Origin of the sequence: Halobacillus ihumii (genome assembly GCF_902726645.1) — a bacterium.
Taxonomy (GTDB): domain Bacteria; phylum Bacillota; class Bacilli; order Bacillales; family Halobacillaceae; genus Halobacillus_A; species Halobacillus_A ihumii.
The window spans coordinates 2,935,566-2,958,453 of the sequence record NZ_CACVAO010000001.1; the positions used below are offsets into that span (position 1 = coordinate 2,935,566).

The following is a 22,888-nucleotide window of genomic DNA, read 5'->3' on the forward strand; positions in this document are numbered from 1 at the left end:
TGTAAACAAGGTCAGGGTATAGCTCTGACCTTGTTTTTTTGCCTGAATGTAAAAGGATGACTAAACCGATATATGGAGTTCCGTTCAATCTTACTGCTTATAGCGATGGAATTGTTCGCTATCGATTCTTTCGTAAGACCTTTTGGATTGCTTAGAAATTTGTTCAGTCAATTTCTTATAGTTCTCCTCATTTCCCGTGGTTTCCGCGATATTAAATAATCCGTCATAAAACTTCTTTTGATCCAGATGGTGCATATATTCATATTCGAACCCACTAGCCGTGTAGACGGCAAATTCCCATACATGCTGGTGGTCTCGTTGGCTGACTGCCTGGGCAATCGCATCCAATACCCTCAAAAGCTCCACTGTGATGACTACGTTGTTTCGTGCATAATGACGTATAGAAGCGAAACTAATATAGAGGTAGTCTTCAAAATCGAGATTTTGCAAAATTAGCCGCAGATTACAGTTTTCATCAGTTAAATAGGGGGTAAACTTGGCCTTTTGTGAAATGTTGATCAGTAAATCGCCAATTTCATAGATAGTTCCTGACGCTGTTTTCGGATCATCATTCCCGAGGGCACGGATGGCAATTTCTACAAATTTATTAATACTGAATTCAATATCCTGGATTTCTGTTTGGTTCTTTCCGATATGGAACATATCTCTATATTTATACTCATCGATCGTAGTAGCTTCATTTTTCTTCCAATAGGTTAAGATTGGGGTAGCAGCAAAGACGAAATTTCCAACTTTATATTCCAAGTGGATAATGAGATCGTCCTTACACGCTTCACTAATCAATGGAACGAAATCAATCGTTTGCAAATACCCCGAATTGTCAATTCCGATATTATGACCTTGATTTTTTGGGATTTGTCCGATAATTGAATTATTATCTTTTACTCTGTAAGGCTCCAGCTCACTGAGTAAAGAATTCTCAATAATATCAATCGATTCTCGTTTCATATCACCGGTCATATTGGAAACTTGAAGCCATGTGACAATATGGTTAATAAAAAAGGTAAACGCTCCTAGTGATAGGGTTGTCAGCAGTGTGGCAGTAAGCGGGATTAAGCAATATTGTGATGTAGTTTCTCCGTTTAAAAATAGTAAACAATACAATACGTATAGGAAGCTGCCTATAAAGATTCCAATCGTTCGCTGGGTTCCTCTCGTCATCATGAAATTTTTGAGTATTCTTGGTGAGAATTGACTGGAAAAAGTAGTAAGAGCTGTTAATACACCGTAAAAAGTGAAGGAGGTTAGTGATAATAGCCCCGCTGTTAAGGTGCTTAGAATAGTACTTGTTAATTGAAAACCTGCACTAAACACAGAGGGCATCATTTCTCCAAGGTCCATTTTCAGGTCGGCCCACACCGTTAGGACAAAAAGCAGCAGGGCGATACCTGCATAGATGATTGGTGTTACCCACAGATTAGAATAGACTTGATGCCATTTTTCTCTTTTGGACATATTTTGGTATTTTTTTATTATGGATTGAAGTTTATTCCTCTCCTTCATGTTGACACCCCTATATGATATTGTGGTATTCCCTCCTATCCCCGTCTTCTCCGTCTTCTAATCTTACTTAAAGTGTAAATTTTATATTATTATAGTCTGTTAACTTTCCCTTTAAAATGTAATGAAACTGTTAGGAGATAGACATGTTAATCACCTGCTTTTCATGTTACCATTCTAGTTGAAGCTGCTTAATCTGGAGGCGATAAATAATGAGAAAATATCAAGCAGGAGACTTGATACAGAAGCGGTGCAGACAATGCTTCCATGATGAAGCGAAAATTTTGAAAGTGGATCGTAAAGATTTTCATGACAAAAAGGCGGCTTATCTCTGGTGTCAATGTCCCGAGTGTGGGATGAATGACGGAGAACTTATTCCAGAAGAATACCAACATGAATCAGATGTACTTCAAGAGAAGTAATGTCCATATAAAAGAAACCAGAACAGCTCGTGCATGGCTGTTCTGGTTTTTTATTCTAAATATGTAATAGAAAAGGAAGGTCCAGGAATGATCTGGCCCTTCCTTTATTAATGCGATAAAGTGTCCTTTTCAACGGTTTTAATAGGAGAAAATGGGATAAGCTAGAGACAAGTATCGATTCAGGTTGCTGTACAGCAAAGCCTGTGAAGGGACGGTTGGAATGGAGTATTCAAATAGTCAAAAGGCGATGGTGGGGTTTTTTATAGGCATTATGCTGGCCATAGGGTTTCAAGCGGGATTATCTCTCACGGATCATGTTGTTATGAGTATTATCACGGCATTGGCCGCAGGTTTGATTGCACGGTTCGTATCTAGAGTGTTTATTCGGGCGTTGAATCATCGATAGCTATCCGTGAATAGGCTCATCATTCAAAAAGCTCTTCGCCAGGACCTGCCGAAGAGCTTTTGTTGAGGGAAAGCGTTAAACGCTATGACTTTACATAAGTACTTCTGACCCTTTAAACTTAAATTTAGAGAAGCTGCAGGAATTGGAGGAAGGCACTTGTGTTTGTAGTAGACTCAATGGTTACGGTTCCCGATCATAAAGCTGATGATTTAATTGCTATCTACCAGAATCGTTCCCGGTTGGTGGATCAGGCCGAGGGTTTCCGTTCTTTTCAACTTTTACAAAATGAGCGAAAACCTGGGGAAATCACTGTTCATATGGAATGGGAAGATAAGCAATCCTATTTAAATTGGGCACGCAGTGAAGAATTTAAGAAAATTCATGAACTTGAGAAGAAATACCCTGACGAGGAACTGCAAGGAATTGTTCCGAAAGTCTCGAAATATAAGGTTGTGGCGACATGAGAAAACAAGTAAGGGACGAAATAGTTTCCACCTCGGTGGAAGAAATCTATCAGGCGTATCCGAACTTGTGGGAGCGCTTTGGCGAGAATGGCCATAAGCGTACGGAAGAGGATAATTACCATCATCTCAATCACTTAACAACAGCCTATGAGATGAATTCTGTTTCCTTTTTCCTTGACTATACAGAGTGGTTGAACACTATTCTCACATCACGAAATGTAGGGACGGCGCTCATTATTGATAACTTTGAGCGGTTACATCGTTTAATTAAACAGGCAGAGATGGAGAGTCGTGAGGAGCAGGATGCCTACCTTTCTTATTTGCAGAAGGCGCTTGCTAAACTTTCTTCTATAGAGAGGTGATGACAATGGAACACTACCAACAACTGGCACACTTTTTCCTCGATGGGGATGAAGAGAGGGCCCTCCAGTATATTGATCAAGTAATTGAAGCTCATCCTAAGCTTTATTTATTTGAAGATTTGCTAACACCGGCCATGTACTATATCGGTAAACTTTGGGAACAAAATAAAATAACTGTCGCCGATGAACACTTGGCTACAGCCATTTGTGATTTTGTGCTGACAAAACTTGGGAGTTCCTTGGCATCTAAAGACCTTGGTGGAATGAAGGATAAAGTCTTGTTGTTTGGTGTTGAAGAGGAACAACACTATTTAGGGTTAAAAATGGTTGCAGATACATTCAAAGAGAAGGGGTGGCAAGTCCGTTATTTAGGTCCCAATCTGCCCGCAGCCCATGCGATGAAACACATAACCCGATACAAGCCACAAGTGATCGGAATTTCAGCAGCTCTGAGTTATCGACTGCCATCGTTGAAAAAACAATTACAAGATTATCTCGCGTTGGATTGGAAACCTACCATTTTGATTGGGGGAAGAATGACACGAAAACTCGGACTTGAGGAGTTTTTGTCAGAACAAGTTATCGTGATTAAAGATTTAAGTCAGTTGAATCATTGGCTTAGTGAAGGAAGGGAAGGCATATTTAATGAATCAAGTTGATCCAGCTTTTCCTTTGCCTCAACTCATAATCAATAAGAATTATAAGATTAAATCTTTTACAGAAGAAGCGAAAGAAATATTCGGACAACCATCTGATTTACTAGAGTTAGTAGATGAGGACAGTATCCTAAAGGTAAAGCAATGGGTGACTCCGGAACACGCAAAGGCTTCCTTAGAGGTGCTTGTACGCCCTCCGAGCTATTCCTCCACTCCTCTTACAGTTGACATGCATGTAGTATGGGAAGGAGAACTGTATGCTCATGTTCTCATTATTCTCAAAGACGAAAAACTGACGAAGATTACAAACACCTTAAGTCAGCTGCGTACGAGGTTGAATGATACCAATCTTGAACTATTGGAAGAGAAAGAAAAGCTTGAAGAAGCTATGCATCAGAATAATCGCTTATCTGCTCCTTTTATAAAATTAACAGAGGAGTCAGGGTTGGTCCCGTTATTTGGAGACCTCAACAACGATAAAATACGAGCTATTGAAGATAGTCTCCTATATACCGTTCGAACGAAAGATGTCGACCGTGTGCTTATTGACTTCACAGCTGTAGGCGATATGCAGCAAGAAGGAATTGCAGGGTTAAAACAGATTATGACATCGCTTTTCTACATGGGGACTGAATTAATTATTATTGGGATTCAACCACGTCAAGCGATGCTTCTTCATAGGATGGATGCTCCTCTTCAGGTTATTTACATGAATAGCCTGGAACAAGCTTTAGACAAATACGATATTTAATCATTAATTTACGAGAGAAGTTGCAATAGGGCAGCTTCTTTTTTGTGTTAAAAAAATTTTAACCTCATAGACACCTATTCTGCGCGGCACACGATTATAGGTATAGAAGGAGTTATTCACTCAGAATGAAAAAGAGTGCTGGCTGTCTTCAATACCATCTCAAGGAGGAATTAACAAATGAACTATCTAAAGGAAATCAATGCATTTTATAACCAACTCGAGGTTAACCCGCTGTCTGGCGCGGCAAATTCGTTATGGCATGCTCTTTTGCACATTAACAATAAAGCCGGATGGAAGAATGAATTTACAGTTGCTGCATCTGTATTAAGTTCGAAAGCCGGCTTGAGTGATGGTACCTTCAAACGGGCACGAAATGAGCTGAAACAAAAAGGCTACATCATCCATAAACCGAGAGGGTCAAACTTGAGTGCGGTCTATCAGATGATCTCCGTGCAGACAATAATAGACTACAGCAATTTCCATAAGGATTCCCCATTAATTAAACAGAAAAAGAAACAGAAAGAAGTAGTACTAGTAGTCGGTCCAATTCTTCATTCTTTTTACGGAATATCGAGAGAACACCCCTTATTTCAATGAGGGGATGAATGCCGAGGGTCTGTCTTTTAAAAAAACAGAAAATTAAATCTATTAATTAGAACATACGTTTGGTATAATAGGTATGGGAGGTGAAAACATGGCTACGAAAACGATTCTCGTAAAGCTAAAGCATGTAACGAAGAAAAAACATAAACAGTTCATGGAAGAACAGGCTGCCTATGCCTCATGCGTGAATCATTGTGTGGAACGCCTCCTAAACGGTGAAAAGCTTTCGTCTAAAGATGTATCTTTCCCTTTAAAATCAGCCATTAAGAACGAAGGCATCCGCCGAGCGAAGAAAGCTGTTTCCGATTTTAAAAAAGGCTTAGCGAAAACGATCCCTGTATTCCGAAATTCCCTTAATATCAAGATTAATAACCAAAATTGGAACACTGTCGAAAAAAACGGAAGGTGGTATATCGCCTTCACAAGCAACCAAGGTAAAAAGGCTCTTCCTGTGGTTGAAACAAAAGATGTCCAAAGCTATTTTCCGTTTTTAACAACCAAAACCCGAGAGTTCCGAGGAACCATAGAATTATTTCGTAAAGGAAGACGATGGTATGTAGCCATTCCCATCCAAGTAAGTTCTGACTTGGATTTAGGAAACAACGATCAATCCAAGAAACCATTAACGGATTACACATCTATTGGTGTTGATCTAGGGTTGAGACACCTTGTAGTTCTGTCTGAACCGTCAAGTGGCAAACGGCAATTCTTTTCAGGCAAAGAAGTCGGCTATAAACGACGTCACTTTCGTTCCCTTCGTCGTTCGTTAGGAAAGAAAAAGGCACAGCGTGCTATGGAACGCGTAGGTCAAAAAGAAAGCCGTTGGATGAAAGACTATAACCGAAAACTAGCCAAGGATATTGTGACGTTTGCGCAGCAATTCGAACAACCCATGATTAAACTGGAACAACTGGATCATATCCGAAAGACTTGTCGCAGCATGAAACGAGCAGATAGAACGATTCATTCATGGGCGTTTTATCAGTTGAAGCAATGTATCAAAGAACGAGCAGCTACATTCAACATTCCTGTGGTGGATATCGACCCGCATAAAACAAGCCAAACCTGTTTCGCATGTAAGCATGCGGAGCGATCCAATCGAAAGCGTGATTTATTCACATGTAAGAAATGCGGTCATAAAGCTCATGCCGATCTCAATGCCAGTCGAAACATCGCAACAAGCACGAACTTGGCGGCGTCCTAAAGAACAGTCGAGAGATGGGTCTTTAGGATCGTCCAAGCGCCCACTAGGTATAATCCTAGTTCCAACATGCAAGCCTGTTTTCCTTGCATGGGGAGTCCCGAGTGGCACGGGATATAGCGGTCATGTTGGAAGGTGGGTCAGAAATGGAACAACACGGAGGCTGTCGTGAGATCCCCTCTCCGCCGTAGTGAGCCGTAACCGCCTCTCTAGGAGAGGTCTTCACAGGAAGCTCGGTCCTTCTGGGCCGAGAGGATGTCACTTTGTAAGGACGGTTTTAAAAACTTCTCTAAACTTCTCCTTATCCTCCGAGGAAAATGGCTTTGGCCCCTTTGTACGCTTTCCGCTTTTTCGAGCCATCGCACTCAAATAACGTGTTTGTAATAACTGGTCCATGTTCTCGTTGGTATAGATAAATCCTTTATGGTGAAGGACCGTACAACCTTTTGCTAAGGCTAGGGAAGCAAGGCCATAATCTTGAGTAACAATGATGTCACCCATTTCTGCTAACTTCATAATTCGATAATCTGCGGCTTCTGGCCCAGAATCAACATAAATGGTTTCCACTCCTGATTGTTCTTGCGCATTGGAATAATGAGAAAAACTAGTAACAAGGATGACAGGAATATCCCCATTTTTACCTTCAGAGATAATAATATCTTTTACCGGACAAGCATCTGCATCAACATAAATTTTCATTTTCATCTTTATCTCCCCGTAATGAAGTTCGAATTGATAGTGATCATACTGGGCGATCAGGGGTTTGTCAAGGGAGGAAGCGACTTCACCAAAATTTTATTTGCTAAAATAGTGGCAATTTTGACTCCCGGAATCCCTTTTTCCACGTTGCAATGTCTCTCTTCAGTTCATCATCTATGATAATATGAACAGAAATAGAGGGCTCTTTCCCCGAAAAAGTACTTATACGGAATTTATAAATTTAGGAGGATGTTGAAATCTTTGAAACTATCGCTGCAAACTAAAATACTGGTTCTAGTTTTATCACTCGCTTTTTTGATTATCATTCTGTTGACCGCATCCTTTACTTATTTGGAAGCGAAAGAGATTGAAAAGCAAAAAGCCCAGTTGGCCTTAAAAATCTCTAAGACTATTTCGTTTATGCCTGAAGTGAGCAGCGCCATTCAAACAGATGACCCTGCTGAAATTGTTCAGCCTATAGCTGAAAGGATCAGAAAGGAAATCGGAGCAGAATTTATTGTGGTTGGCAGTAAAGAAGGCATTCGCTATTCCCACCCTATACCTGAGCGAATCGGGGAAAAAATGGTTGGTAAAGATAATTATCGGGCTCTTGTTGAGGGGAAGTACTACACTTCACGAGCTGTAGGTTCATTGGGGCCTTCACTGAGAGGCAAGTCGCCGATTTTTAATAACAATGGTCAAATTATTGGGATTGTGTCTGTTGGTTTTCTAATAAAGGATATCAAAGAGCAGATTTTTCAAAATGTACTTAGGGTTTCATTTAAATCACTAATCGTGCTCCTAATAGCTGCTGGCGGAAGTGTCTTGCTGGCCAAGAATATTCGTAAGGACACGATGGGATTAGAACCTTACCAGATCGCTACTTTGTACACGGAAAAAGATGCTATTTTACAATCAATTAGAGAAGGTTTGTTGTCATATGACGAAACGGGAAGAGTCATGATGATGAATCAGACCGCGCGAAAACTATTGAATATTAAGGGAGGTTTTCGTCACTTAAACATTGAAAACCTTATGCCTGACTCTCATCCTTATCAGATTTTCGAAACAGGGGAAGCTCAAATGGACCAAGAGCTGCTGCTGGAGGATAAGACAATCATTGTAAATCGGGCGCCAATTTTTCACCAGAATCAGGTGAAAGGGGTGGTCGCTTCGTTTCGTGATAAAACGGAAATCGAAGACATGCTCAATACCATTTCTGAAGTTCAACGTTATTCGGAAGATTTACGGGCTCAAACCCACGAATTTACGAATAAATTGTACGTGTTGTCAAGTTTGCTGCAGCTCGGTGAGTATGATGAAGCGTTTGAAATGATTCAGGATGAAACGACAAATGTTGAGGTGAAAAACCGTATTCTTTTTAACCAAATAGAAGATAGCAGGATACAGGCTATTTTACTTGGGAAAATTGGGAAGGCTTCGGAAAAGAAAATTACATTTGAAGTGGATGCAAATAGTTCCCTGCAGAAACTCCCTAGTCATATTAACTTGACACACCTCATTGTGATGATTGGCAATTTGGTAGACAATGCGTTTGAGGCTGTTGCGGATCGTGATAAAAACCCGACGGTAACATTCTTTGCAACGGACATAGGCCATGATATTATCTTTGAAATCCAAGATAATGGAAATGGTATTCCTATCGAAGACCATGCCTTTCTCTTTCATAGAGGATTCACAAATAAAAGCTCTCATGAGCCGAGAGGATATGGGCTGGCTAATGTGAAGGAAACCGTCAATCAACTCGGGGGGATGGTTGAATTTCATAGTGAACCAGGAAGAGGTACAGTGTTTACAGTATACCTTCCCAAAGAACATTCATAGGAGGACAAAGATGGAAACTGTCAAAGTGGCGATCGCAGAAGATGACTTTCGTGTAGCCGATATTCATGAAAAATTTCTTATGAAAATACCTGATGTTGAAGTGGTGGGAAAAGCATTAAATGCTGAAAAAACCTTGGAACTCCTCCGCACTCAACAAACTGATCTTTTATTGCTTGATATTTACTTGCCGGACCAGCTGGGGACTGATATTCTAACGACGATACGACAGGAATTTGAAGACCTGGATGTGATTATGATCACGGCGGCCACAGATAAAGCTTTTTTAGAAAAAGCGATGAGAAACGGTGTAGAAAATTATTTAATCAAACCTATTACCATGGAACGCTTTACAGACATGATTAACAAGTATATTCAAAGAAGGCATATATTACTGAACGAGGATGAGATCAATCAAGGCGTTGTGGACAGATTATTCAAGAATTCGGAAGAGGAGAAGGAAGAGGTCATTCAGGAGCTGCCGACAGGAATAGATGGAGACACCCTCGATAAAATTTTGGAGGTGCTCAAGCACAGCCAGGGGGTCTGTCCGCAGAGGAAATCGGAAAACGGATGGGAGCCTCCCGAACGACTGCAAGAAGGTACTTAGAATATTTAATTTCCATAGACAAGTGCCGTTCAGGAGTAGAATACGGATCAGTCGGACGCCCCGAACGTAAGTACCATAGTTAAGCGAAAAATAGCACTTACTTAATTTGCACAATGGATTCTGACCATTGTGCATTTTTTGGTGGCCAAAATTAACGAAATGGAAGTCAGAAATTTTTTAAAAAACAATAAACTTAAAACGGTTACAGAATAAGAACGATGATTTATGCTGTTTCTAAGCTTTGAAAACGGTACCAGTTATTCGGAAAAACTGCAGTTATTTAACTTTTCGAAAATGAAAGCGCTTAGAATAGGAGTGGAAACGATGCTAGCTTTACTTGGATTTTTAATGATTGCTGTGTTCATGTATTTAATCATGACGAAGCGGCTCTCTGCACTTATTGCCTTGATGGTTATACCAGTCATTTTCACATTAATTGGCGGTTTTGGAGGAGAAATTGGCAAAATGATGCTGGACGGTGTGAAGAGTGTGGCACCAACAGGCATTATGATCATGTTTGCGATTTTGTTTTTTGGGGTCATGATTGATGCTGGATTATTCGATCCAGTAGTTGAAAAAATTGTTAGAATTGTAAAAGGTGACCCGTTGAAAGTAGCAATGGGAACCGCTTGTCTCATTCTTTTCGTATCCCTGGACGGTGATGGAACAACAGCTTATATGATTACGGTTTCGGCTATGCTGCCATTATATAAACGAGTTGGCATGAATCCGCTTATCCTGGCCGGTATCGCTGTACTAGGATCTGGAGTTATGAATTTACTTCCATGGGGAGGACCAACTGCCAGAGCTATGAGTGCTTTAGGTGTTGGTGTGTCAGAATTGTATGTTCCTGTGATTCCAGCCCAGATCGGCGGTATCCTGGTTGTCTTATTTGTTGCCTTTCACTATGGACGGAAAGAGAGAAAAAGATTAGGTGTCATTCACATTAGTCAAGAGGCTATTGATGAGGTAGCAGCCGGTGAAATGGCAGCGGCCTCTGCAACGGTCGAACAAGATGAAAGTATAAAACGTCCGAAGTTAATATGGGTGAACTTTGCTTTGACGATTGCTCTTCTGGTCTCGTTAGTTGTCGGAGTACTGCCTACGCCCGTCTTATTTATGGTAGCCTTTGCGGTTGCTATTATGATCAACTATCCACACATGGATCAGCAGAAAGAAAGAATTTCAACATACGCAGGCAATGTGCTGTCAGTTGTGTCATTAATATTTGCCGCAGGTATTTTTACGGGGATCCTTACAGGGACGGAGATGGTCGATGCCATGGCCAATTCGTTAATTGCAGTCATTCCTGAAGAGTTAGGGCCATATTTTGCCGTAATTACAGCGATTGCAAGTGCACCGTTTACCTTCTTCATGTCAAATGATGCCTTTTATTTCGGAGTACTCCCTGTACTTGCAGAAACCGCTGCAACTTATGGGCTGGATCCAGTAGAAATCGGACGAGCCTCTCTGCTCGGTCTGCCGGTTCACTTACTAAGTCCGCTCGTACCTTCGACTTATCTGTTAGTCGGAATGGCCGGTGTGGAATTCGGTGATCTCCAGAAAATGATGTTAAAGTGGGCGAGTCTTGCCACTATCGTTATGACGGTTGTTGCCGTGCTGACAGGAGTTATTTCCATTGGATAATCATTCATTTTTAAATCTGTGATGGAAAATGTATCAGCACCTAAAGAGGAGGATATCTTTTGAGACAGCATGTAGAAGCGGTTTATAGTCCTTGTCATGGTAAAATTGAAGAAATCTTAATTCAGAAAAATGATTATGTGTATGAATGGGAGAAATTATTTTTTGTTAGAAATCATGACGGTCTATTGGAGGAAATAAGGATAGGTACCAGTGGTCTTATTGCTTCTTTGGAAGTGCTTGAGAATCAGGAAGTAAACACAAATACGATTTTAGCCACGGTGAAAGATGATCTCAACATAACTGGAAGTGATTGATTCATACACGGTATCACAAGTAACTGGATAAAGACTTATGTGAAATACAGGAAAAGCACCTCTTGAAACGCAAGTTTGCGGTTTTCAAGAGGTGCTTTCTCTAATAAGTCAGATGATTTCAGGGAGGTTAATTTTTTGTAAATAATGGAGGTTGGAGAAGGTATACTCATTTATTAGAACGAAGAAGTTGGGCAAAGGGTAATACCCATTCACGAAGAGATTTTGAATGTTCTAAGGAGGCATATCAATTGAAAAAACTTCACGTTCACACTATTTTTCTACTTCTGGTTTTGTTTATTTCAGCTTGTTCTCAACAGACAACCACGGATGAACAAACAGAACCTGCTGAAACAAAAGAAACGGATCAACAGGATGAACAATCTGAACAGGTACCAGAACCTAAACAAGTTCAGTGGTCATATGAAGGGGACAGTGCTCCTAAACATTGGGGAGACCTTGCGGAGAAATTTGCTGCGTGTGAAAAAGGTGATGAACAATCTCCGGTAAACATAAAATTCGCTGAGGTAGAGGAAGAAAAGCAACCACCCGAAATTCAATTTCATTATGAACCAGCCAAAGTCAGTGTAATCAATAATGGTCATACCATTCAAGTTAACCTTCCTGACGAAGTGAATAACTCTATGACGATTGATGAGACAAACTATAGGCTCATCCAATTTCATTTTCATACTCCAAGCGAGCACCAATTTAATGGGGAAAATTTGCCGATGGAAATGCATTTGGTTCATAAAAATGCAAATAATGAATTAGCTGTGGCAACCTTAATGATTGAAGAAGGGGCACAAAATAAAGAATTCTCTAGTATTTGGGAGGAACTTCCTTCTGAAAAGACGGAGAAGGAAGTCATGATGAACGAAATGATTAACTTAGCAGGCTTACTACCGAAGAAAAGCAGTACTGCCTTCCACTATAGCGGATCTTTAACTACCCCTCCCTGTTCCGAGGATGTAAAGTGGATTATATTTGAGGAAACGATTGAAATGTCTAAAGAACAAATTGAAGCTTTCAAACAGATTTTCCCAAACAATAACCGCCCTATTCAATTATTGAATGAACGAGAGATAACAAACTAAATTAACGAACATAGAAAAAGCTTGTAGAGCAGCCTTAGTGCTTCTCTACAAGCTAATCATAGTTATTTATTCAAAAATAGCGTTAGAAAGCAATCTGTACAAGTAATCCGTATGGTCACGGAAACCTGCTTCTAACCCAATTAAGGTCACATCTTTTTCATTCTCCTGAATGATAACGGCTTTACCGCGTGCGTCCTCTCGGTTTTTCCAAAAGCCGGCCTTGAAGAAGTTCTGCTGCTTAAAAGATGCAGCAACTGTCTGATTCGTAATGTTCGTGTACCATACCGGACTATATACAAAACCGATATCTGTATCCTTATAGCCTGCTGTTAACGGCGTGTTCTCGTAATTGACACGAACGATACCGTTGCTGTTTGACTGTCCTAGGTTGATGGTTACATCCGTCAGACCGAGTGTTTTCGTGGCTTTAGATGCTCCTGCTCCTACAGCAATATAGCTTCCGCCGTTCGTGGCAAATGCGTTAATATGACGTTTGAAGTTCTCAAATTGCTGTTCGTTTTTTAACCCAAACGGCTGGTTGGCTGCAGACAATTCATAAGAAATTAACCGGTCTGTTCCGCTGTACACGAAAACGTCATAGTCCGATAATCCTTGTTCAGCGACTTGACGAGGGTGGACTTCGTCAACCTCAAACCCGAGCCGCTCAAGAGCGATTTTAGTCCCTGAATGGGATTGTGATTTCCACATGCCGCCATCTTTCAAAATCGCTACCTTAAGATTATCGAGTGTTTGAGCCTCATTAGGAATTTCACTCGTTGTTAAAGTGAGTCCAGACTCCGCAACAGCTTTACGAAGGTCATTTCCCGGCTGGCTTTCCACATAGAAATTACCTTGGTTGTCTTGATGTACTGGAATACCGTTTTGGAGTAATTGGTTGACTAGCGCAACGGCTTGAACCGAACTGTTCGGAATCTGATAAGGTCCTTTCCCGTCTAATTCGCCTTTATGGTTGATTTTATTTACTTTGACAGCCTGGGCATCGAGTTTTTCATCGACTGCGATCGCTTCAAAACCCCATAGTTCAGGCAAGCTCCATGCTGAAATGTCATACATCGCTGGTGTGTCATAGCTAATGTCTTCACCATCCCAGAGCATGGTGTTAGCCAAACCAGCCTTAGCCTGATCCATTGGAACAATGAAGGTGCCCGCCTCGTACTGTTCGCCATTTACCGTAAACGGTTGTTTGGCTTTCTCGACATCAATGTCGTTAGCTTTCAAGTGCTTGACGGCTTTATGAGTGCCCGTTGGGTCCTTATCATCCACCGGAAGCACGTAAGCGTGAGGGAAGAAGCCTTCCTCGTGAGTAGGGTGGTGGAAGTTGATCCCCCGTTTAAACACTTCGATCTGATCTTTGATCATTTCGTTTTTATGGTTAGTGGCGAATTTCAATGCCCCCATAACAGCATTAATTTGCCATTCCACTCCGTCCCACGTATTGTTCGGAGCTTCGATGGTAGCCCCGTAAGCACCGTGGTACATCGCATACATGGGTGCAAAAATAGGCGGGTAATCGTCCCAGCCGTATTCGGCATCACGCCGAGGAATATGGACACCCTCTAAATTTTTATAGAGATCTGAAGTATAGTCTTCTTTATGAGTTACAATTTCCTTTTCCATGGCCTCTGCTTGGTCAAGCGCCCATTTTGAATATAAATCATACTCATAATTTGGGTTATGCGGCGGTGTAGTAGGCTCAATTAAACCTGGCTTTTCGCTGGAGTACTGAACATAGCCGTGTAAATCCAGAAACACCATAGGATTCCATTCTGTAATCATCTCAACAGAAGCTTGAGTTTCCGGCTGTGATTGCGTAATATAATCGCGATTCAGATCAATGCCTTCCCCATTAAAACGAGTAGCGTTAATTCGTCCATCTGGATTAACGACGACATTAAAGATCAAAATGTTCTTTTCAAGAATGTTCTTCGTTACTTCATCATCTTCGAACGCAAAGCGCTCGATCAGCTGCATGACAGCATCAGAACCGACAAATTCATTGCCGTGGATTGAACCATTAATCATGAACGGCACTTTGAAATCCGGATGCTTGTCCACCCATTCCTGTGCCTTGCCGGGGTTCTTGAACATCTTCTTTCTTAATGCCTGGATTTTCCCGTATTTTCCTTTTGCTTGCGGATCACTAACAATGACCGAATAAATGTTTTGGCCGTTCGTTGATTGACCGACGACCTCCAGTGTTACACGATTACTGTTCTTATCGAGGCTTTGCAATTTCTCCTCGATTTCCTGATAAGTCGTGTAATCGTATTGCTCTGAATTAAACGGACTTTGTTCTTGCTGCTGCTCATCCGCCGACACTTTGTCTGTTAGGAAAGTGAAGGGGAGAATACTTATGAAAGCTAAAAGAAGCAGTTGAATGACACGTTTCTTCATGTACCTTTCTCCTTTCATTTCTTCCTTATTTTTCAATCTTCTACATTTTTAGAAGAGTTACCTTTCTAAAGGAGTAAAGACCGATACATATGACTATGCAAGTACCTGTGCAATAGGAGATTAGTCAGTTGTCTTAACGCATCGATTTGACAAGGAGTAGGATAAAGGAACCCCACCTCAGGTCATCCTTTCATTTCCATTTTCATTTAGTTTTGTTACTTCTTATGCCAGAGTATTTTTTATAACACCTTAACGTGAGGCGATAACGTCCTGTCTCATAATTATAGTGACCGTCTCAAAACTTATAACGCCCCAACTCGGGGTGATAGCGACTTAACGGAGTAACATAGCGCCCTAACGTAATAAGGGTGGAATTTTTTCCGCTCTACATCACACTGATGAACTGACGATTTTAGGAAACCCTAGGAGATATGGAGGCGATAACATGGCTAGAAATAATAAAATATTGGTGCCAGGAGCCCGCAAAGATTTGGATTTATTAAAAGCGCGGGTCATGAAGGAAAAAGGATATAATACAGATCCTACTAACGTAAAATACGAGGTGGCAAAGGAACAGGGCATTCCATTGAAAAAAGGGTATAACGGTCAAATGACTTCTGAGCAAGCTGGAAAAGTAGGCGGACCGATTGGCGGAAACATGGTCAAGGAAATGGTCAAAATGGCTCAAGAAAATATGACGAAAAAATAAATGAGCTCCGCTGGTTTAAATTTACCAGCGGAGCTCACTATTATTTCTTATTTTGATTCTTACTTTTCACGTCTTCAATGTTGGTATCACTATATGCACTCGTACCATGGCCTCTTGTTCTTTCAGCCATAAATGCTTTGGCTTCATTGTAGGACAAGCCAGACTGCTCATTTTTCCTTTTGACCTCATCGATATTTGTGCCTGCAGTAGTAAAATTATCATTTTCTTTCATAAAATACATCTCCTTAATTGTTTCTCTTACTTTCTCCTGGTTAGAGATTTTCTAAACAGTAAACCTTATACCATTAGTAATAAAACTGTAGTCTGGGCATCCTAAGCTTATCAAGTATACGCATGAGGAGGGAGAAGTATTGTCCGATTTTTGTTCCACCCCATGGCCGGAAGATCCCACCCCGGATAACCAGATAAAATGCAAAGATTGCGCTCTTTATGAACATGGGTCGAGAATGATTTGGGGCGAAGGCAACCCTGAAGCTCCTATCATGATTATTCTCGATAATCCAGGAGCACGCGAAGACCGCGACGGAAATCCATTTGTGTGCGGCACGAGACAAACCCTACAAGAAGCCGCCCATGAAGTTGGCCTCTCCGTGAACGATTTGTACGTGACATTTATTTTAAAAAGAAAACCTGTGCGCAAATATGATAAAGAGGATGCTCGCCGCATCTGCATGCGTCATCTTTACCGGCAGCTTAAGGCAAAACAACCCGATCTGATTTTCTGCTTGGGAAATGTCTCCGTCCAATCTTTTTTTCAAGACACTGAGGTTGATGTAAAATCATTGCGTGGCAAAGTCCATGAAGTGAAAGGGTATCCGACTGCGGTGGCGTACCATCCACTGGCCGTGAGACGTCGTCCTAATTTAAGGTCGTTATTTATGGAAGATTGGAAGTTGCTTGTTGATCATTACCACAAATACAATAAGGAGTAATGGATTTCATCCGTTGTTGAAGTTTTCCGTTTCAAAAGAATAAATCTGGAAGTATTTCTTTATAAGCCAAATTTCTATATACTTAATGGTAATAAACTGGAAAGAGGTTTTACTTACATGAAAGTGTTGGACGTTTCGGATCTGCAGAAGGGTGGAGAAGAAACCATACATATGTTGGCTAACTTGAGAAACTCCATCCAGCACGTGAAGACCAGTATAAAAGCCATCGTTGACTTAGAGGAATCCCTTAACGGCCAGGGAGGCGAAGCGATTCGAACGTTTTACCAGGAAGTCCATCTTCCGTTCCTGACCTATTTGGAACAATTTATTTCGCAATATGAAGCGGCCATTCAAACTATGCTCGACTCCATGAATCAATTCGAACCTTCTCCGAACGGCGTGATTCAGGAAGGTTTCCTCGAGCAAGAGGTAGAGGCAGGATTACATAAGGTAAGTACCGTCACGACTGAACTGGTTCAGGAGGTTAACCAGGTCGTTAGTGGCGTACAAGATATTGTATCCTTATCACCCGTTGACGACAGCGCATTTTTGCAACAGATTCAGCAGGCAAGGAATAAAAAGGAGCAGACCGTACAGCAACTGCATGAATTTGATCAAACCCAATCAAATCAGTTGTCAGACCTGAAGCAAAGTCTCTCCACTATGCATCAATACATTGAATCGATTGCTTCTCAGTTTGAGGCTGAGGATATCAGTATAGACCACTATCAATCAGGACAGCTTCAATCAGTGGAAGAGTGGAAATCTATCAATCAGGACAGCTTCAATCAGTGGAAGAGTGGAAATCTATCAATCAAGCAACAGCAGAATCATTAGCGGCTCCAAATGAAGTGGATCGTTTTATTTTGGAACAGAAAAGTCTATCTCCTGTGTCCTTGGAGTATGAATTCACGTCTGGAGGGGTATGTACAAGGGAAGAAGTAACGGCATCATCGGAAGAAGAGGATGTCGTTTGGTGGAAAAAGACGCTCTCCTTTGGCCTTGATTTTATCCCGATTGTCGGAAACATTAAAGCAGCAATAGAAACGAAAACCGGGGAGAATCTGATTACGGGCGTGGAGTATGAGGGCTGGGAGCGGACGCTTCTGGCTGCCTCTATTATAGGTGGGGGATATGTTAAGCTGGCGGGGAAAGGTGCTAAGGGTGTTAAGAGTTTTGTTAAGGTTGATGATACTAAACTAACGATGCCTAAGAGTACTTATGAAGAACGCTTAGCTCAAACTCCTGTAAGTAATGGAAAATGGACAGACCAAAGAGGAGAGTCAACATTTATATCTTATGATGATGGCGCTCGCGATATTTTAAACGGAATTGGAAAAGATGGAATAGATTATGCGGATGCTATACCTGATTTCTCTGTAGTTTCAAGAGGGGATGTACAAATTTCTAAAATGTCTACTGACAGAAGAATAAACTTTAGAAAAGCGGATGAATTGCTAGCTGGAAAATTAGGAGTGACAAGGAAAGAAATTGTTAAAATAAGAAAAACAGAAAAGTTAACATGGCATGAATTAAATGATATGACATCTATGCAACTGGTTCCATCTACTATCAATAGTAAATTCGGGCATTTAGGTGGAGTAGCAGAGGTCAAAAAGTTATTAGATAAAAAAGGAGAATAGGATTGTGGAAAAAGAAATTAATCATTCTGTATTTGGTACATTATACTATAACTACGGCTGGGTAAAAAAAATTGAGTTGGAAATGTTCGGAGAAAATATAAACATTCAGGTTATAATCGACGCTGAAGAAGACGCTGAGTTTGAAGATGCACAAGTAGAAGCGTATAAAAAGTTTTTTGAAGATATTAACGTGAAAGTTAGAGAGGCCGAAGAGGCTACTTTTAATTATTATCAGGAGGTTATTCCTCAATATAGAGATCAATTTAGTGATGTAGAAAAGATTAAAAACGCTCCTCTAATCTCTGAAATTCCAGAATTAAACAAATTGGTTACTCCAAAGCAAATTTTGTTTCCGATGGTTTTTGATGAAGATGAAAGAGAGGTAGGTTTTATTTGTGATTGTACTTGGGAAATTGAGCATGGATTAGGAATAAAATTTGAAAACGAGAAATTAGTCGAAGTAGGTTTTCAAGACATTTTATTGTAATAACTTGAGTAGTAGTCGTAGGAAAACATTGGTGAAATGAAAACAAACTATGGATATAAGGATATTTCACAGCTTGATCCAGTTGAAAAACAGGAAAATTGGGAAGAAGAGTATTTAAGCTAAAAGGATTTTCTTTCTTTTTAAAAAAGTAACTTTAACTGGGCTAAAAAGTAATATGCTTCAAACACCTATCACTTATAAGCACTAGCGTTGCATTAATATAGTCCAAAAATTCAGTAATCTCATATTTAGCTGTTAAAGTAAAAAAAGAGAACATCCACCTAAACAGGCGATTCTATCCATTTGGTATTTTTATACAGTTAAACTTGAGACAACAGCCATCGCGTCTGTATCAGGGGACACTCCGGAGGGCTTCTTTCCATTCCTGACAAGACTGCCATATCAGGGCTTTCAACCTTCTAGCGACTTTTAATGGGCTTAACTTCGATTGAGTTTCCTGACTATGTAGAACTAGTAAACAGAACGTAATCAATGCGATATAAATCTGGTTTTGAGCGGCTTCCTCATCAAAGCTGAAAAAACGTTTGATTGTGACGTGTTGCTTGATCCATCGAAAGAAAAGTTCAATCTGCCAACGATTTCGATACATTTCAGCTAAGGTTTCAGCCGGTGTTTCCATATCATTGGTCGTAAGCCGAAGAAGATTATGCTTCGTATCCCAAACTTCGATGACTCTCATCTCGGCATCCATCATATTTTGAAAAGATCCCAGCCGCACGACACGGTCCGATTTAATACGAGGCGAGTCTTCGACTGGGCACGCTTCAACTTCTGTCACGACAGTGTTTTTCTTGATTCGGGTTAAGAATGTATACCCTTCCCGACAAAGCTCATCGAAGCGTTCAAAGTCCATGTAGCCGCGGTCAAACACATACATGACATCTTTCTCATCCATTAAGATGTCCAGTTGATTGTTATCGTGCTCAAGTGCTGGCGTGATGACCGCTTGATCAGGGAACTGGTGGTTATCATCCATAAAAACCAATCTCAAATGAAGTTTTACTCCAGACTTTGTGGTTCGAAAAGATGCCCAGGGAAATTGGTCCTTATTCAGTGTGATTGTCGAGGAATCTATCAAATAGAGAGGCTTTCCGAATTTAGTCGGACCAGATTTCCCTTTGATTCTCATAGATAGTTCAGCGAAAATCGCTGCCAGAATGTCTGAATCGATGGCTCGATGCTTTCGTGATAACTGCGAGACACTAAGCGTTTCAAAACCCAGCTGAGCTTGAAGATTCTTATTAATCAGCGCATCTTCTAACGCCCGAAGGCTGTCTATTTCGTTTAAATGAGCGTAAATCATGAAATGGAGATAGGATTCAAACGAATATTTTTTCGTATACCGGTCCATCTCTTGGATAGGGACAGCTAAATTTTCTAGATTCATTACGTTTACGTATTTACCAAATGACGTTTTTACGGTATTCTTGTCCATGTGAGAGTCCTTTATATTGGATTTGGACAGGAACCCCTGCGCCAACCATTATAAAGGATTTTTTTATGGATCTGAATAAGTTCTGAACATTCAGATATTATTTATGCAACACTAGTGACTTATAAGCTAACAAACAAAATTCTAAACCATTCCGAAAAACCGGAAAACCATTCCGAGATATCGGAATGGTTTATTTTTTTGCAATATAAGTAAGGGTTTACATGATTGACAGGGGACGATTTAACCCGTTTTTCCAGAAATCCGTACTCTCTCCACGAACAGAAGATAAGTGAACACCCCTTCATTGTTGCCCTTTTCTGAAAACGGAAAGTTGGCACGGTACTTGCAATATAACAGGGAGAAGGACTGAGCAGATTTAACTGGACAGAAAATTGAAAGCGGTTACTTATAAGGGGAGGTGCCACTCAAACATGAGCAACTAACAGTCCAGCAAAGAAAGACTTACGATTATATACATTTTTCAAGGAGAGGTGACAAGTAATGGTAGAGAATAAAGTTGTGTTCATTACAGGAGCTGCAAGTGGAATTGGCTACGAAATCGGCGTTGAGTTTGCGGAAAATGGAGCCAAAGTCGCGCTCAGTGATATCAATGAGGGGAAAGTAAACGAAGCGGCCGAGAAATTGAAACGAGAAGGTCTTGAATGCATCGGGCTAACGTGTGATGTGACAAAAGAAGAGGAGTTGCAGCAGGCCATTGATCATACAGTTGAGAAGTATGGCAGGTTGGATGTGTTGATTAATAATGCCGGTCTTCAGCATGTGGCGGCGATCGAGGAGTTTCCAACCGAGAAATTCGAGTTGATTACGAAAGTTATGCTCGTTGCCCCGTTTATGGCGACCAAGCATGCCTTCCCGATTATGAAAAAACAAGGATCAGGGCGCATCATCAATATGGCCTCGATCAACGGTTTAATCGGGTTTGCCGGGAAAGCCGCTTACAACAGCTCAAAGCACGGTGTCATCGGCTTAACGAAGGTGACGGCATTAGAAGGAGCGGAACACGGGATCACGGTAAACGCCGTCTGCCCGGGTTACGTCGATACGCCGCTCGTTCGCAATCAATTGGAAGATTTAGCGAAGAACCGTAATGTATCACTTGAAAAGGTACTAGAAGAAGTCATTTATCCATTGGTTCCACAAAAACGGCTGTTGTCTGTCCAGGAAGTCGCCGATTACACCCTATTCCTTGCTGATGATAAGGCAAAAGGAGTCACAGGCCAAGCTGTTGTTATTGATGGCGGTTATACGGCCCAATAACTAAGTAAGCAAGTAATCTATTAAACGATTGGAGGAAACATCATGTTTGGAATTTTACTAGGTCTTGTCGTGTTAATGGTGCTGGCCTATCTCGGTTGGTCGATCATCTGGGTAGCCCCAATCGCAGCAGGAGTGGTGGCACTTACAGGCGGTCTTGATTTATTGGAAGCCTATAAAGACTCCTATATGAGCGGGTTCGTCGGGTTTGCGAAGGACTGGTTCCCTGTCTTCATGCTCGGAGCGATATTTGGAAAGCTTATGGAAGATACCGGGATGGCCAGGTCGGTGGCTGTTGCTTTTACAAAAGTTATCGGCACAAGTCGAGCGATTCTCGGCGTACTCGTCTCCGCCGCTGTCCTTACTTATGGCGGGGTCAGCTTGTTCGTTGTTGTTTTCGCTGTGTATCCACTCGCCCTGTCCCTATTCCGGGAGGCGAACATCAGTCGAAAACTTATTCCAGCCACTGTCGCCTTAGGGGCTTTCACATTTACGATGACTGCCATTCCAGGCACACCACAGATTCAGAACCTGATCCCAATGGAATATTTCCATACGGATCCAATGGCCGCACCCGTGATGGGGATCATTGCCGCGATCATTATGGCAGTTGGAGGATATTTATATTTACGCTGGCAAGAGAAGAAACTCACGGCCAAAGGTGAAGTTTTTACAGAACCGAAAGATAAGAAAATCGTTGAAAAGGTCGAAGACGAAAAAGATCCACACTTTCTCTTGTCGATCCTGCCCTTATTAACCGTACTTATTACGCTGAATGTGTTCAGCTGGGATGTGATCACCGCACTTGTTGCCGGAATTATTTTGATCATGCTGTTGAACATCGACAAATTCAAACGCTTTATCAAATCCATTAACAGCGGTGCCAACGGCTCAGTTATCGCCATTATCAATACCAGTGCAGCCGTCGGTTTCGGTACCGTTGTAAAAGAACTCCCTGGCTTCCAGCGCCTGACTGAATTACTAATGGGAATCAAAGGAAACCCGCTGATCTCAGAAGCTATCGCTGTCAACATTCTTGCAGGGGCAACAGGCTCCGCTTCCGGCGGTATGGGCATCGCCCTCGAAGCACTAGGGGAGAAATATTATCAAATCGCACAAAACACCGGCATCAGCCCGGAGCCTTCCACCGTGTCGCTTCGCTGTCATCAGGTGGGCTGGACGCCTTGCCGCATAATGGTGCCGTGCTGACGTTGTTCGCCATTACCGGTATGACTCACAAAGACAGTTACAAAGATATCTTTGTTGTAGCTGTACTGATTCCAGTTATTTCTGTTGCTGTAGTAATTCTATTATCATCGATCGGAATTTTATAAAAAATAAAAGTCTCACAAGCGTCT

General features: G+C 41.3%; 23 protein-coding genes and 2 pseudogenes. 20 read left to right on the forward strand and 5 right to left on the reverse strand.

What is annotated here, in order from left to right; all coding sequences use genetic code 11:
* Positions 1–90: 90 nt before the first annotated feature.
* On the reverse strand, positions 91–1,524 hold the full coding sequence (locus G6R08_RS14580; protein WP_163528847.1) for a DUF2254 domain-containing protein: 1,434 nt from the start codon (positions 1,522–1,524) through the stop codon (positions 91–93).
* Between the two features lie 209 nt (positions 1,525–1,733).
* Here G6R08_RS14580 and G6R08_RS14585 point away from each other — a divergent pair, with 209 nt between their 5' ends.
* The 8 genes from G6R08_RS14585 to G6R08_RS14620 all read left to right on the forward strand — a co-directional run bounded on the left by G6R08_RS14585 (position 1,734) and on the right by G6R08_RS14620 (position 6,389).
* Complete coding sequence (locus G6R08_RS14585; protein WP_163528848.1) at positions 1,734–1,943, forward strand: hypothetical protein; 210 nt, start codon at positions 1,734–1,736, stop codon at positions 1,941–1,943.
* 220 nt (positions 1,944–2,163) lie between these two features.
* Positions 2,164–2,349 carry a hypothetical protein gene (locus tag G6R08_RS14590; protein WP_163528849.1) on the forward strand — a complete coding sequence of 62 codons (186 nt, stop codon included), beginning with the start codon at positions 2,164–2,166 and terminating at the stop codon, positions 2,347–2,349.
* A 158-nt stretch (positions 2,350–2,507) separates the two neighbouring features.
* Positions 2,508–2,813, forward strand: a complete 306-nt coding sequence (locus G6R08_RS14595; RefSeq protein WP_163528850.1) for an antibiotic biosynthesis monooxygenase family protein — start codon at positions 2,508–2,510, stop codon at positions 2,811–2,813.
* Positions 2,810–3,175, forward strand: a complete 366-nt coding sequence (locus G6R08_RS14600; protein WP_163528851.1) for a hypothetical protein — start codon at positions 2,810–2,812, stop codon at positions 3,173–3,175. Before G6R08_RS14595 ends, G6R08_RS14600 begins: the two co-directional genes overlap by 4 nt.
* Positions 3,176–3,180: 5 nt before the next feature.
* Positions 3,181–3,834, forward strand: coding sequence for a cobalamin B12-binding domain-containing protein (locus G6R08_RS14605; RefSeq protein ID WP_163528852.1), 654 nt, complete (start codon positions 3,181–3,183; stop codon positions 3,832–3,834).
* A complete protein-coding gene (locus G6R08_RS14610) occupies positions 3,821–4,582 on the forward strand; it encodes an STAS domain-containing protein (protein WP_163528853.1) in 762 nt (253 codons plus the stop codon). The genes G6R08_RS14605 and G6R08_RS14610 overlap by 14 nt, the downstream gene beginning before the upstream one ends.
* Before the next feature lie 177 nt (positions 4,583–4,759).
* Complete coding sequence (locus tag G6R08_RS14615) at positions 4,760–5,179, forward strand: hypothetical protein (protein ID WP_163528855.1); 420 nt, start codon at positions 4,760–4,762, stop codon at positions 5,177–5,179.
* Positions 5,180–5,276: 97 nt separating this feature from the next.
* Positions 5,277–6,389 carry an RNA-guided endonuclease TnpB family protein gene (locus G6R08_RS14620; protein ID WP_163528856.1) on the forward strand — a complete coding sequence of 371 codons (1,113 nt, stop codon included), beginning with the start codon at positions 5,277–5,279 and terminating at the stop codon, positions 6,387–6,389.
* Positions 6,390–6,644: 255 nt separating this feature from the next.
* On the opposite strand, the gene G6R08_RS14625 is transcribed toward G6R08_RS14620, so the two are convergent.
* The gene (locus tag G6R08_RS14625; RefSeq protein ID WP_163531334.1) at positions 6,645–7,085 is read right to left on the reverse strand and encodes a YaiI/YqxD family protein; all 441 of its coding nucleotides are present in this window, start codon (positions 7,083–7,085) and stop codon (positions 6,645–6,647) included.
* 249 nt (positions 7,086–7,334) lie between these two features.
* Here G6R08_RS14625 and G6R08_RS14630 point away from each other — a divergent pair, with 249 nt between their 5' ends.
* The 5 genes and pseudogenes from G6R08_RS14630 (at position 7,335) to G6R08_RS14650 (ending at position 12,592) form a co-directional block, all read left to right on the forward strand.
* Positions 7,335–8,930, forward strand: a complete 1,596-nt coding sequence (locus G6R08_RS14630) for an ATP-binding protein (RefSeq protein ID WP_240339731.1) — start codon at positions 7,335–7,337, stop codon at positions 8,928–8,930.
* Positions 8,931–8,940: 10 nt separating this feature from the next.
* Positions 8,941–9,620 (forward strand): annotated as a pseudogene (locus G6R08_RS14635) (response regulator).
* Positions 9,621–9,831: 211 nt separating this feature from the next.
* Positions 9,832–11,184, forward strand: a complete 1,353-nt coding sequence (locus tag G6R08_RS14640; RefSeq protein WP_163531336.1) for a CitMHS family transporter — start codon at positions 9,832–9,834, stop codon at positions 11,182–11,184.
* A gap of 59 nt (positions 11,185–11,243) precedes the next feature.
* Positions 11,244–11,498, forward strand: coding sequence for a biotin/lipoyl attachment domain-containing protein (locus G6R08_RS14645; protein WP_163528858.1), 255 nt, complete (start codon positions 11,244–11,246; stop codon positions 11,496–11,498).
* Positions 11,499–11,746: 248 nt separating this feature from the next.
* Complete coding sequence (locus tag G6R08_RS14650; protein ID WP_163528860.1) at positions 11,747–12,592, forward strand: carbonic anhydrase; 846 nt, start codon at positions 11,747–11,749, stop codon at positions 12,590–12,592.
* 66 nt (positions 12,593–12,658) lie between these two features.
* On the opposite strand, the gene G6R08_RS14655 is transcribed toward G6R08_RS14650, so the two are convergent.
* Positions 12,659–15,007 carry a M14 family zinc carboxypeptidase gene (locus G6R08_RS14655; RefSeq protein ID WP_163528862.1) on the reverse strand — a complete coding sequence of 783 codons (2,349 nt, stop codon included), beginning with the start codon at positions 15,005–15,007 and terminating at the stop codon, positions 12,659–12,661.
* Positions 15,008–15,452: 445 nt separating this feature from the next.
* Here G6R08_RS14655 and G6R08_RS14660 point away from each other — a divergent pair, with 445 nt between their 5' ends.
* The gene (locus G6R08_RS14660) at positions 15,453–15,716 is read left to right on the forward strand and encodes an alpha/beta-type small acid-soluble spore protein (RefSeq protein WP_163528864.1); all 264 of its coding nucleotides are present in this window, start codon (positions 15,453–15,455) and stop codon (positions 15,714–15,716) included.
* A gap of 40 nt (positions 15,717–15,756) precedes the next feature.
* On the opposite strand, the gene G6R08_RS14665 is transcribed toward G6R08_RS14660, so the two are convergent.
* On the reverse strand, positions 15,757–15,948 hold the full coding sequence (locus G6R08_RS14665) for a gamma-type small acid-soluble spore protein (protein ID WP_163528866.1): 192 nt from the start codon (positions 15,946–15,948) through the stop codon (positions 15,757–15,759).
* A gap of 139 nt (positions 15,949–16,087) precedes the next feature.
* Here G6R08_RS14665 and G6R08_RS14670 point away from each other — a divergent pair, with 139 nt between their 5' ends.
* The 4 genes from G6R08_RS14670 to G6R08_RS14685 all read left to right on the forward strand — a co-directional run bounded on the left by G6R08_RS14670 (position 16,088) and on the right by G6R08_RS14685 (position 18,799).
* Complete coding sequence (locus tag G6R08_RS14670) at positions 16,088–16,669, forward strand: uracil-DNA glycosylase (protein WP_163528868.1); 582 nt, start codon at positions 16,088–16,090, stop codon at positions 16,667–16,669.
* Between the two features lie 117 nt (positions 16,670–16,786).
* Positions 16,787–17,506 carry a ribonuclease YeeF family protein gene (locus G6R08_RS14675; protein ID WP_163528870.1) on the forward strand — a complete coding sequence of 240 codons (720 nt, stop codon included), beginning with the start codon at positions 16,787–16,789 and terminating at the stop codon, positions 17,504–17,506.
* Positions 17,428–18,312, forward strand: a complete 885-nt coding sequence (locus G6R08_RS14680; RefSeq protein WP_163528872.1) for a pre-toxin TG domain-containing protein — start codon at positions 17,428–17,430, stop codon at positions 18,310–18,312. Before G6R08_RS14675 ends, G6R08_RS14680 begins: the two co-directional genes overlap by 79 nt.
* A gap of 4 nt (positions 18,313–18,316) precedes the next feature.
* Complete coding sequence (locus G6R08_RS14685; protein WP_163528874.1) at positions 18,317–18,799, forward strand: DUF6985 domain-containing protein; 483 nt, start codon at positions 18,317–18,319, stop codon at positions 18,797–18,799.
* Positions 18,800–19,151: 352 nt separating this feature from the next.
* Here G6R08_RS14685 and G6R08_RS14690 read toward each other — a convergent pair whose 3' ends face one another.
* On the reverse strand, positions 19,152–20,255 hold the full coding sequence (locus tag G6R08_RS14690; protein ID WP_163528707.1) for an IS4 family transposase: 1,104 nt from the start codon (positions 20,253–20,255) through the stop codon (positions 19,152–19,154).
* 501 nt (positions 20,256–20,756) lie between these two features.
* Here G6R08_RS14690 and G6R08_RS14695 point away from each other — a divergent pair.
* Positions 20,757–21,533 carry a 3-hydroxybutyrate dehydrogenase gene (locus G6R08_RS14695; RefSeq protein ID WP_163528876.1) on the forward strand — a complete coding sequence of 259 codons (777 nt, stop codon included), beginning with the start codon at positions 20,757–20,759 and terminating at the stop codon, positions 21,531–21,533.
* A gap of 42 nt (positions 21,534–21,575) precedes the next feature.
* A pseudogene (locus G6R08_RS14700) lies at positions 21,576–22,864 on the forward strand (GntP family permease).
* Positions 22,865–22,888: the final 24 nt, after the last annotated feature.